The organism is Staphylococcus ureilyticus (assembly GCF_002902235.1).
In the GTDB taxonomy this organism is placed as follows: Bacteria; Bacillota; Bacilli; order Staphylococcales; family Staphylococcaceae; genus Staphylococcus; species Staphylococcus ureilyticus.
The window spans coordinates 1-11,882 of sequence record NZ_PPRL01000008.1; the positions used below are offsets into that span (position 1 = coordinate 1).

General features: G+C 31.4%; 11 protein-coding genes. 6 read left to right on the forward strand and 5 right to left on the reverse strand.

Annotated elements, in window-relative coordinates:
• Nucleotides 1-122: 122 nt before the first annotated feature.
• The 4 genes from CD150_RS01015 to chrA all read left to right on the forward strand — a co-directional run bounded on the left by CD150_RS01015 (nucleotide 123) and on the right by chrA (nucleotide 2,957).
• On the forward strand, nucleotides 123-224 hold the full coding sequence (locus CD150_RS01015; protein ID WP_019468545.1) for an SE2200 family small protein: 102 nt from the start codon (nucleotides 123-125) through the stop codon (nucleotides 222-224).
• 277 nt (nucleotides 225-501) lie between these two features.
• Nucleotides 502-1,347, forward strand: a complete 846-nt coding sequence (locus CD150_RS13975) for an ArsB/NhaD family transporter (RefSeq protein ID WP_019468544.1) — start codon at nucleotides 502-504, stop codon at nucleotides 1,345-1,347.
• Between the two features lie 17 nt (nucleotides 1,348-1,364).
• Nucleotides 1,365-1,757, forward strand: coding sequence for an arsenate reductase (thioredoxin) (gene arsC, locus CD150_RS01025; RefSeq protein WP_019468543.1), 393 nt, complete (start codon nucleotides 1,365-1,367; stop codon nucleotides 1,755-1,757).
• A 36-nt stretch (nucleotides 1,758-1,793) separates the two neighbouring features.
• Entirely contained in the window at nucleotides 1,794-2,957 is a 1,164-nt protein-coding gene (gene chrA, locus CD150_RS01030; protein WP_019468542.1) for a chromate efflux transporter, read from the forward strand.
• A 357-nt stretch (nucleotides 2,958-3,314) separates the two neighbouring features.
• On the opposite strand, the gene cstB is transcribed toward chrA, so the two are convergent.
• Complete coding sequence (cstB, locus tag CD150_RS01035; protein ID WP_019468541.1) at nucleotides 3,315-4,649, reverse strand: persulfide dioxygenase-sulfurtransferase CstB; 1,335 nt, start codon at nucleotides 4,647-4,649, stop codon at nucleotides 3,315-3,317.
• A gap of 28 nt (nucleotides 4,650-4,677) precedes the next feature.
• Complete coding sequence (gene cstA, locus CD150_RS01040; protein ID WP_019468540.1) at nucleotides 4,678-5,745, reverse strand: persulfide response sulfurtransferase CstA; 1,068 nt, start codon at nucleotides 5,743-5,745, stop codon at nucleotides 4,678-4,680.
• Between the two features lie 137 nt (nucleotides 5,746-5,882).
• Here cstA and cstR point away from each other — a divergent pair, with 137 nt between their 5' ends.
• A complete protein-coding gene (gene cstR, locus CD150_RS01045) occupies nucleotides 5,883-6,143 on the forward strand; it encodes a persulfide-sensing transcriptional repressor CstR (RefSeq protein WP_019468539.1) in 261 nt (86 codons plus the stop codon).
• Entirely contained in the window at nucleotides 6,143-6,898 is a 756-nt protein-coding gene (locus tag CD150_RS01050) for a sulfite exporter TauE/SafE family protein (protein WP_019468538.1), read from the forward strand. The genes cstR and CD150_RS01050 overlap by 1 nt, the downstream gene beginning before the upstream one ends.
• A 555-nt stretch (nucleotides 6,899-7,453) precedes the next feature.
• Here CD150_RS01050 and CD150_RS01055 read toward each other — a convergent pair.
• The 3 genes from CD150_RS01055 to CD150_RS01065 all read right to left on the reverse strand — a co-directional run bounded on the left by CD150_RS01055 (nucleotide 7,454) and on the right by CD150_RS01065 (nucleotide 11,415).
• Complete coding sequence (locus tag CD150_RS01055; protein ID WP_000592150.1) at nucleotides 7,454-7,999, reverse strand: YdhK family protein; 546 nt, start codon at nucleotides 7,997-7,999, stop codon at nucleotides 7,454-7,456.
• A 17-nt stretch (nucleotides 8,000-8,016) separates the two neighbouring features.
• Complete coding sequence (locus CD150_RS01060; RefSeq protein ID WP_019468537.1) at nucleotides 8,017-10,080, reverse strand: heavy metal translocating P-type ATPase; 2,064 nt, start codon at nucleotides 10,078-10,080, stop codon at nucleotides 8,017-8,019.
• Nucleotides 10,081-10,794: 714 nt separating this feature from the next.
• Entirely contained in the window at nucleotides 10,795-11,415 is a 621-nt protein-coding gene (locus tag CD150_RS01065; protein WP_103161257.1) for a hypothetical protein, read from the reverse strand.
• Between the last annotated feature and the right edge of the window lie 467 nt (nucleotides 11,416-11,882).

Sequence of the window (11,882 nt, forward strand, 5' to 3'; positions counted from 1 at the left end):
CATTAATTGAAGATCCTGATTTAATGAGACGTACACGTCAACAAACTTCTAAAAGCTTAAACCTAAACTATTATAGTAAATAGTAGTTTAATGCATAATAATTTTAAAGGATTGTGAAAAAAATGAAAAAACTATTAGTAGTTTCAGTAATCGGCGCTATCGGTTTTTGCGCTTTAAAACGTTATCAAAAACACGTGAATAAAGCACCGAATATCGAATATTAAAAACAACTAACAATTGTAGGGCTTCAATTGAGAGTTTAGAACGACCCCCACTCTTAATTGTAAAAAGACTAATTCGCTTGAGCGAATTAGTCTTTTTTTATATTTCCAATCTTCTTAATCATGCTTCGAATTTCATTACACTTCTCTCAAACCAATTCAAAATACTCAAATTAATAAAATTCATATTTCCCAAAATTCATTCCAACTATATTCCAAATATAATTTTATATAGTATTATTTTATATATTAATCATTTCATAAAAATTAGGAAGCTCATATGACAGAATATCTATTGTTATTAGGTGCAGATCAGTTTTTAAGAGAACATGCTTACGCTGGTGGCAAAGCAATCGGTGATTTTCAAATATGGACAGCAATTCAAAATGCAAAATATAAGTACAATGCGTATTTTGATTTTTGCATTGATGCCAATCCTTTAAGCTATGAAGAGATAAAGAAAGAGATAGCATATTATCAAATTCAGGGGTACGAACCAAAAAGCATCGTCCCCTTAAATGATTGGACATTAGAAGTAGCTAATCAATTAAATCGAGACTACGGTTTGCCTTACCTTGAACCAAAGGTTATTAAAGCTTGCAGAAACAAGCACATCATGAAATCCTTATTTGAAAAAGCAAACATTCCTACAGCAAAGTCGATACAATTTAATGATGCAACAGAATTGAAAGAATGTATCAAAGAATTTACTTTCCCAGTAATTATAAAACCAATGGATTTTGGAGGCAGTGATGGGGATGTCCTAACAAATATTTCAAGTTACGGCTTATTTAGTAGTATCATGGGCATGGGTTTTATAGCTGCATTCCTTTCATCTATTATGAACAACATGCCAACTGTTTTAATAGATGCAATAGCGATTGGTCAATCTCAAACAACAGGCATACTCAAGGAAGGTATGATTTATGCGAATGTTATCGGATCTGATTTAGGACCTAAAATAACACCCATTGGTTCGTTAGCAACACTCCTCTGGTTACATGTACTTACTCAAAAAGGTGTGAAGATTTCGTGGGGGACATACTTTAAAACTGGAATTATCATTACTATTCCAGTCCTATTTGTAACACTCTTAGGTTTATACCTTACACTAATCATATTTTAAGAAAAGAGGCTTTAATTATGGATAAGAAAACAATTTATTTTATATGTACAGGAAACTCTTGTCGTAGCCAAATGGCTGAAGGTTGGGGAAAGGAAATATTGGGTGAAGATTGGAATGTCTATTCTGCTGGTATTGAAACACATGGTGTTAATCCTAAAGCAATAGAAGCTATGAAAGAAGTAGATATTGATATATCAAACCATACGTCAGACTTGATTGATAATGATTTTTTAAAACAATCAGATTTGGTCGTGACGTTATGTAGCGATGCAGACGATAATTGCCCTATATTACCACCAAACGTTAAAAAAGAACACTGGGGCTTTGATGATCCAGCAGGTAAAGAGTGGTCAGAGTTCCAACGCGTTAGAGATGAAATTGGCAAAAAAATTAAAGAATTTAATAGCTAAGTAAAAAATTAATCAGCTAAATACAAGGAGTTTTTTATGTATAAATATATAAATATATTTTTTGTTGCATTAAAACTTGGATTACTATCATTTGGAGGACCAACTGCCCACTTAGGTTATTTTTATGATGAGTATGTTAAGAAAAGAAAATGGCTTGATGAAAAAGAATACTCAGATTTAGTAGCGCTATGCCAGTTTTTACCTGGACCTGCAAGCAGCCAAGTTGGTATTGGTATAGGAACTATTAGAGGAGGAATTCTGGGAGGAATTATTTCTTTTATTGGTTTTACACTTCCTTCTGTGATTATACTTATGGTTTTTTCAGCATTAATTATTAACAATGATTCTAGTTTAACTTGGATGCAAGGATTAAAACTAGTAGCTGTTGCCATTGTTGCCCAAGCCGTAATAGGTATGGGTAAAAAATTAACAAATACTAAAAGTACCATTACATTGGCATTATTTGTTCTTATATTATCTCTAACAATTGATAATCTTTACATTCAAGTAATCGCATTATCTATTACTGGTATATATGGTCTTATCTTTTTAAAAGAAACCTCTACAGACATAAATAATTTAAGAGTGAAGACATTTAAATTACCTAAAATGTTAGGGTTTATTTCAATTTCATTATTTTTTTTACTATTAATTGTATTACCTATAGTTAGTTCTATGACGAATAATTTATGGCTTAGAATGTTCGATAGTTTTTATAGATCTGGTTCTTTAGTGTTTGGAGGTGGTCATGTCGTATTACCTTTATTAGAAAATGAATTTGTACCACAAGGTTTAATATCACCTGACAGCTTCATAACGGGTTATGCTGCTGCTCAAGCTGTACCTGGACCATTATTTACGTTCGCTTCATATATTGGCATGTCTATAGAAGGTATTGGAGGAGGAATTTTGGCTACTGTCGCTATATTCCTACCAGCATTTCTATTATTATTTGGAGTGTTACCATTTTGGGATGATATTAAATCTAACACTTATGCTGAAGGTTTTTTAAAAGGTATAAGCGCGGGTGTAGTCGGTATTCTTATCGCTGCATTTTATAATCCGATTTGGGCTTCAACTATTAAATCAGAATTAGACTTTGTTCTAGCTAGCTCATTATTCGTATTCCTGGTGTATTATAAATTACCTTCCTGGTCTATTGTACTAATAGGCATTATAATAGGTATAATGTTTTACTAATCTTTCTCGTTCATAATCAAAGAATAAATTTTATAAGTATAGTTATTAAAGTAACCATTATAAATTAAAATAATTGATTTCGTGTAATTATAGTACTTTATCTCAATGTAAAAGATAGTAAAAAACCATTAATTATGTAGTGAGCCCAAAAAGTAAAACTTTTTGGGCTCACTACATTTCCACTAGAAAAGGTTTTATATTAATTTTATAAATCTATTGCTATTATGACTAATTAGGAATCATATCTATATTTCTTTTAAACTTCTATTTATTCTAAATAAACTTGGTGGTATTATAATATCTGATTGTCTTACAATAACAATTTGATATGACTACTCACTTTTCCACATCTTTAAATTATTTTAATGATTCTGGGAAATCTTGATAGCCTTCTCTAATATTCACGACATTTTCATAGCCTTTGTTTTCTAATATACCCACTGCTATTGAGCTTCTAACACCTGACTCACAATGTACGTATATTTTATCCTCTTTATTAAATGGAATATTTTCATTTAATAATTTACCATGCGGAATATTGACTGCTTGATCTAAGTGCCCATTATTCCACTCTTCTTCATTACGTACGTCAAGTATATATTCTTCTTTACCAGTCATATCAACGCTATGGATGGATTGGGTTAAAATTTCTGATTTTGGTAAACGATAACCTGCTACATTATCAAAGCCAATTAATTGTAAAGTATGTGTTGCTTGCTCAACGGTAGATTTATCACCAATTAAATCTATACTGTTTTCATAGTCTAAATACCAACCGATTTGGTTAATGAAGTTTTTGTTGTAAGGAATATTGATTGTACCTTCAGTATGACCGCCATGAAAGGCTTCTTTACTACGAAGATCAAAGGCTATTCTTGCATTATCTAAACTAGGAAAAACGTCGTATGGTTGATACATGTTCATACCAAACTGATTAATTTTTTTCATCTGTGCAAAGTGATGGGGTGGCGCTGGTTGATTTGATGTTAATGTTTCAACAAATTTAGATTCATCTGTTACATTAAATGCCCAGTTATTAATTTTTTCGTAACCTAGCGTAGACATTGGTATGGCACCTAATGCTTTACCACAAGGACTTCCAGCACCGTGTCCAGGCCATATTTGAATATAATCTGGTAAATCTTTAACACCTTCTATAGAATGATACATCTGTTTTGCACCAATCTCTGTAGTACCTTCCATTTGTACTGATTTTTCTAGTAAATCAGGTCTACCGATATCACCAACAAAAATAAAGTCACCACTAAATAAACCCATTGGAACACTTGAGCCGCCACCTTCATCTATGAGTAAGAAACTAATACTCTCTGGGGTATGACCAGGTGTATGCAAGACTTCTAATTTAATATTACCTACTTGAATAATATCTTGATTTTTAACAAAATTTGTATGTTCCGGCATATTTTTATAACTTAATTGATCATCACCTTCGCCAGATACATATATATTGGCGTTTAAACGTTCTGCCACGTCCCGAATTCCAGAAGCAAAATCAGCGTGAATATGTGTTTCTGCAGCTTGTGTAATTTTAAAACCTTCGCTATCTGCAACTTCCATATATTTTGTTAAATCACGAACAGGATCAATTACTATTGCCTCTCCTGTACGTTGACAGCCAACTAAATAAGATGCTTGAGATAAATGATTATCGTAAAATTGTTTAAAAAACATGTTGAAACTCCTTTTTTAATAGATTTAATTAGATGAATAAATTATGATTCGCATTTTCTGTATCACCAATATAAGTACCTACGCCCCCGTACTCAACTTCGTCTCTGAGCTCTTCTTTCTGAATGCCCATAACATCCATACTCATCGTACAAGCGATTAATTTGATATCTTGGTCGATTGCTTGGTCAATGAGTGACGGTAAGGAATCAACATTTTTCTTTTTCATTACGTAGCGCATCATGATATTACCTAAACCAAACATATTCATTTTAGATAGCGGCATGCGTACAGGTGTTTTTGGCAACATCAAGTCAAACATTTTTGCGATACCTTGCTTTTTAACATGAACGGATTGGTTCTTTTTCAACGCGTTGAGTCCCCAAAAAGTAAAGAAAATAGTTACGTCTCTGCCTGCAGCCTTAGCGCCATTCGCAATAATCATTGCTGCCACTGCTTTATCTAACTCACCACTAAATAGTACAATTGTCGTACCTTTGGCAGTATGGTTCACTTCCAAGTCTTTTGGTTTTTCTTTTTGAATAATGGCATTAATTCCATTATTACTTTCATCCAGTTTAACTAACGTATGTCCTGTTTGTTTGACCCAGCTTTTAATGTCACTAAAGAACCCAGGATCTGTAACTGTAACCTCGATTTGCTCGCCTACTTCGATATTTTTCACTTCTTTACTGATGTTTACAATTGGACCTGGACATTGAAGACCACTATAGTTAAATTGTTTACGCTCTGCTTTAATTGCTACATTAGTATTTTCTTCTAATGTATTATCATCGTCGTTTTTTGCTTCATACGCTTTATAGCCACCGTCTAAATTAACAATGTCGTAGCCTTGTTCAGCTAAATATTCGCTCGCTTTAGCACTTCTGGTACCACTTTTACAGTGTACAAAATAGGTTGTGTTTTTATCTTTATTGAACGATTCAATCTTATCTACAGGATGTAATGTCGCACCATTTATGTGTGCAAGCTCATATTCTTCTTCTGTTCTTACGTCAATCAGTTGACCTTGTGCACCCAATTTTTCTAATTCTTGTTTACTGAATTTGTTGATATGCTTTTCGTTATATTGTTTCATAATATCCTCCTAATAAATACCTATAGGGGTATATTAACTGATTGTTTACAGCATGTCAAATACCCAACGGGGTATTTGACATTTTTGGTTCTATCTATTATTATGACTTTATTCAATTAAAAGTGGAGGGAATAACTATGCATTATGATAAAAAAATGATTAATCGTATTAATAGAATACAAGGTCAACTCAATGGAGTTATTAAAATGATGGAAGAAGAAAAAGATTGTAAAGATGTCATTACTCAAATCAGTGCATCAAAAAGTTCAATCCAACGTTTGATGGGGATTATCATTAGTGAAAATTTAATAGAATGTGTAAAAGCAGCAGAGGATAATGGTGAAAATTCTGAAGAATTGATTAATGAAGCCGTTAACTTATTGGTAAAAAGTAAATAATGGATATTTCAACTGTTATTATGATGTTACTTATAGGTGTATTCGGAGGCTTTATTTCGGGTCTAGTAGGTATCGGTGGTGCTATCATTATTTATCCAGCTATTTTATTATTACCGCCACTATTTGGTGTTCCTGCATACAGTGCATACATCGCTTCAGGACTTACTTCCAGTCAAGTCTTTTTCAGTACTTTAAGTGGGGCATTAAAAGCGCGAAAAAAAACAGAATTCTCCCCACCATTAGTTATTTATATGAGTGGAGGTATGATTACAGGGAGCATGTTAGGCGCACTCCTAGCAAATTTATTTAATGCTGAATTTGTAAATGCAATATATATTATCATTGCTTTAATCGCATTAATTTTAATGTTTATTAACGTAAAACCGAATTTAAATCAGTCTTCCTTTAACAAACCATTATTAGTTATGGTTGGTCTTTTCGTTGGTATCATTTCAGGTATAGTTGGCGCAGGCGGCGCTTTTATTATTATTCCTATATTGCTAGTTTTATTCAAATTACCAATGAATACGGTAGTTGCTAATAGTATAGTAATTGCTTTTATATCTTCAATTGGTGCCTTTATCATTAAACTTATACAAGGTTACATTCCTTTTGAAGACGCATTATTTCTAATAATAGGGAGTATTCTCTTTGCTCCCTTAGGTTTGAAATTAAGTAAAAAGATCCCTAACTTCATACAAAAATGGATCATCAGTATTTTAATCATTGTTGCAATTATTCAACTTATCTTTTAATCAATGAAATTTGTCAGGCAACTCCTGATATTTATAATTATACACACCAAAAATTAGGTATTAGTATCACAAAATAGCATTCAATAACTATGGATATCGTAAAGGGATTAGAAAAGAGAAACATAAAATCAATAATAAAGAATTCGATTATTCAAAAGACCTTTGTGACATTGTATCAAAAAAACAAAAAGCCTATCATTATCTATTTAAATCTTAGTGATAAAGTACAAGAATTAAATCGCTTTACAAGTGTCATGTTTATTATCTTTATATTATTTAACCTAAACTAAAAATCCACCCAATTAATCTTTAAATTGGGTGGATTTTCAGGATTATTTATTATATGGCTCTGCGTATTGGCTAATGATGCGGTTTTTAATTATATAATTTCAATTAATAAGGTAATGAACAGTTTTTTGATAAATGTTATTCTTCTAAAATTCTTTTTAATTTACACACTAAAAAATATCCTCCTTAACAATAATAAGTTATTTAAATTATTGATTAAGGAGGATATTTTTATATCTATTTATTTCTCAATTTAGAACTAGATTTTTATCGTGCTTTCAGCTCATTTCCTGTCATCCATTTATGATTTTTAATGATTTTACCATTATCTTTGGATTTGTAATCAACTACGTAAACAGTAGTCTTTTTCACGTTATCTATATTGGCTGTAGCACCTTTCATACCAGACATATGACTTGCTTCTAATTTAACAGTATCGCCCTTACTAAATCCATCTTTAGGTGCATCTTTAATCTCTTCGTTTACGACCCATTTATGATTGTTTACTTTTTCATTTCCATTTGTGGGTTTATAACTTACAACATAGGCATATGTTTTATACGCACCTTTTACAGTAGCTTCTGCACCTTTCATACCTGGCATATGCCCTGCTGTAATCGTTACTTTATCTCCCACTTTAAATTCACCCTCATTAGTCGATTTCATATCTTCTGGAACTTTACTTTCATCATTATGCTTCATATGGCTCTCACTTTTTTGGTCATTAGTGTCTTTATCTTTTTCATCATTATTGGAGCAAGCTGATAATATTAGTAATGATCCTAATATCATAAAAAATAATTTTTTAATCATAATAAAACTCCTATCTTTTATTTTAATTTTAATGTAAAGGCATTAATTGCAACGATAATTGTACTTAAAGACATTAAAATAGCACCTATTGCAGGTGATAAAATCAAGCCAATAAATGCTAAAATACCAGCTGCTAAAGGTACAGCAACAATATTATAACCTGCACCCCACCATAAGTTTTGCACCATTTTTCTCATAGTATTATTTGAAAGGGTCAAGAAATGAATGATATCTGATGGATTACTTTTAACAAGTATGATATCACCTGAATCCACTGCAACATCTGTACCTGCACCAATTGCTATACCAATATCCGCTCTTATAAGACTCGGCGCATCGTTGATACCGTCTCCGACCATCATGACTTTATTACCGTCACTTTGATAATCTTTTATAATGCTTTCCTTATCTTCTGGCATGAGTTGTGCGTGGACATCACTAATACCTAATTCTTTTGCGACAGCGTGTGCCACTTCATTATTGTCACCTGTAAGCATGACTGGTGTAATATTTCTTGATAGTAAATCAGCTACCATTTGTTTTGAGCTTTCTTTAATTTGATCTCCTTGAGCAATCATGCCAATGACTTGTTGATCCTCAATTAAATAACTGATTGAATTACCTTGTTGAGCTAATTTAGTAAACAAGTCATCGTCATAATTAAGTTTATGTTTATCAAGATAAGAGACATTTGTTATTTTATATGTTTTATTATCAATTAGACCTTCTAATCCGACACCTGGAATATTATTAACGTCTTGTGGGTTAGTAAATGAAACATTTTTACTTTTCGCAAAATCAACAATACTTATAGCTAATGGGTGATTAGATTGACTTTCTAATGAGGCGAAAAGGCTTAATATTGTATCATTACTCAAATCATTTTTAAAGCTCTCATAATGATTCACAGAAAAGTTACCCTCAGTTAAAGTACCAGTTTTGTCCATCATTACATAATCGATATGTTGAGCTATTTCTACAGACTCTCTATTTTTAATAATTAAACCATTATGTGCACCAATTGAAGTAGAACGTGCAGTGACTAAAGGTATTGCCAAGCCTAAAGCATGTGGACAAGCAATGACTAACACAGTTACAAGACGTTCTAATGCAAAATCAACATCATTTTGAATGAGCATCCAGACAATAAAAGAAATCACGCCAACACTTACAGCAAAGTAGAATAAATAACCCGCCACTTTATCAGATAACAATTCAGCACTAGATTTATCATTTTGTGCTTGATTAACAAGTCCCATAACTTGAGAAAGATATCCATCTTCTCCCACAGCTGTAACCTTGACTTGTATTGTTCCAGACCCATTAATAGAACCCCCGATGACGTTGTCATTTTGATTTTTTTGTACTTTTTTAGATTCTCCAGTGACTAGGGATTCATCTATAGATGTTTGTCCTTGAACGATAATACCATCTGTTGGAATGCTTTCTCCGGCTTTTACTTCGACGATATCATCAGTCATGATGTCTGATATTTTAACTTCTTCGCGTTGGCCATTATCCATAACTTTAATAGCACTATTAGGTAACAGTTCTGCCATTTTCTTTAAAGCATCTCCAGCATTTCCGACAGCATTCATTTCTATCCAATGTCCTAATAGCATAATTAAAATTAAGGTTGCTAATTCCCAAAAAAAGTCCATTGTATGACCAGTTGCACTACTAAAGTTATTCATATAAAAAGCATACAAGCTATAAATATAAGCTACTGAAATACCTAGGGCAACTAAGGTCATCATGCCTGGTTTTTTTGTAGCAATTTCATCTTTACCACCAGACAAGAACGGTTTACCACCATAAAAGAATAAAATTGTACTTAATATTAACACTACCCATTCAGAACCTGGAAATGTGAATTGAAAAGGTAAGTTAACACCCATCATTGGCGATAAAAGAATGATAGGTATTGCAAAAATTAATGAAACAAAAAACTTAACTTTAAAATTTCCATGATGATGTGCATGGCCACTATGATGATGATGTGAGGCATGGTTATCATGATGCATTTGATTAGAATGATTCATGTGATTTTGATGATTATGCTCTTCACCATTATTATTCAAATTAACCCCTCCTAATGAAAATGTTATAGTAAAGCTACTTATACTATAACATATACCCACCCAGGGTATAAAGGTTTTCGATTTATCTCCTTTTATGGATTTATATAATTCCGAACCTTATATCTACACGTCCTACATTAGACCTTGTCATCGATATTTAAAACAATGTTTTAATTAAAAGATCTAATCTTAACTATCACATGACAATACACTCTAACCAAGGTTATCATTACCAACACAAGTCATATATTAATATTCTTAAAGAAAATAGCGCATTTCAAAGTATGCCTAGAAACGCAAATTGTCTTGATAATTATTAGAGAAGCCAGTAAATGAGTTTATAGTAAACTCATTTACTGGCCATTTTTCTAGTATTTATGCTCACTCTCTTCAAACTATATTAATCATTTTTTGATTCTCATATTCTACGCCACAATAGCTGCATTCTATTAAAGTTACTATATATTCAATCAATTTCAAAGTGAGTTATATACAACCTATTTTTTAGCTTTATTTGTGATAAGCTTCTGCTTATCGGGTAGTGATGCGGTTTTTATTGTCGTTTTAGACACTTTTTCAACAAAAATAGCGAAGCTTATCTACTATTGTAAATATCTTCGCCACTTAATTTATTATATAATTTCTCACAAAAATTTTACATAATCTAAATGATTATTTTTGATTTCATTAAAAATTTAATAAAAATACAAAATTTTATATTAACTTTATTAATTCTTTATATTGATCTCCACTCAAACGTTTAGGATTTTGTGTTCCCGGTATAGTATTATTAAAAATCATCCTCATTTTTGACTCATCAATTATTGGCGGATTTTCTAATTCTACATATTCTTTTTTACAAATATTAAATTGTGGGTATTCTTTCGCTCTTTCATTATACCATTTTTCTATTTTGTCAATTTCTCTTTGACTATTAATTGTAGTTTTATTGAGAGAAAGTGGTGGATTATCGTCTACTATACAATTTTTGGGCAGTTCATAATTATTCTCTCTATACCATTTTGCCGCATCATAATGACTTTCAAAAGTTTCAATCACTTCTAAAATTGCAACCAACCGCCAGTGTCTAAATTTTAAGGTATATTCACCTTTTTTTGTAATGTACACAACCTTATCTCCAACTTTTAAATGTGGAGCTAATTTGCTTTTTCTACACAATGATGTTATTCCTGGATAATCTCTATTTAATGATGGCTCTGTTCGAAAAGAGGCATCTAAAAAGGGAGGTATATCCACGTTTTCATTTATAATTTTATTTCCTTTTCTTTTTTTAAAAATTATAGGCTCATATGTTATCATTTTAACTTCACTCATTTATTTTCCCTCCTTAACTTATTAAAGCTACTTTTTAAATAATTATACCTTTTTCGAAATACGTAAGCACTAACTACTGGACTGGAAAATTTTGTTTATACAGAAAATACGATTTACCTATTTTTGTTGTTAGGCTAAAATACAATAGCATCTAATGGTTCCTCACTTTAGAGATCTACAACAATACCACTTAATCCCTACCTTAGACACTTAATGTCAGTAAAAAAGAAAGTATTATATATTTTATAATATTTTATAAAAAATTAATTCCTTATAAATCTTTTGAAAATTCTTCTTACCATCTTCAGTAAAAGCATAATATAATTCTTTGAATAATTTAGTTTTACATTTCATAAATACCTTGAAATAGAACGTACATCCTCTTAATTATATAACTATTTTAGATTATATTTAGTATAGAAGTAAATAATAATAAAGGAATGAGCGTACATATGGCATTACTACTC

Bases quoted from the DNA above. Each gene is read 5' to 3' on its own strand.
- chrA (WP_019468542.1), top strand. From the start codon at position 1,794: ATGTATAAATATATAAATATATTTTTTGTTGCATTAAAACTTGGATTA.
- CD150_RS01065 (WP_103161257.1), bottom strand. From the start codon at position 11,415: ATGAGTGAAGTTAAAATGATAACATATGAGCCTATAATTTTTAAAAAA.
- cstA (WP_019468540.1), bottom strand. From the start codon at position 5,745: ATGAAACAATATAACGAAAAGCATATCAACAAATTCAGTAAACAAGAA.
- CD150_RS01055 (WP_000592150.1), bottom strand. From the start codon at position 7,999: ATGATTAAAAAATTATTTTTTATGATATTAGGATCATTACTAATATTA.
- cstB (WP_019468541.1), bottom strand. From the start codon at position 4,649: ATGTTTTTTAAACAATTTTACGATAATCATTTATCTCAAGCATCTTAT.
- arsC (WP_019468543.1), top strand. From the start codon at position 1,365: ATGGATAAGAAAACAATTTATTTTATATGTACAGGAAACTCTTGTCGT.
- CD150_RS01050 (WP_019468538.1), top strand. From the start codon at position 6,143: ATGGATATTTCAACTGTTATTATGATGTTACTTATAGGTGTATTCGGA.
- cstR (WP_019468539.1), top strand. From the start codon at position 5,883: ATGCATTATGATAAAAAAATGATTAATCGTATTAATAGAATACAAGGT.
- CD150_RS13975 (WP_019468544.1), top strand. From the start codon at position 502: ATGACAGAATATCTATTGTTATTAGGTGCAGATCAGTTTTTAAGAGAA.
- CD150_RS01015 (WP_019468545.1), top strand. From the start codon at position 123: ATGAAAAAACTATTAGTAGTTTCAGTAATCGGCGCTATCGGTTTTTGC.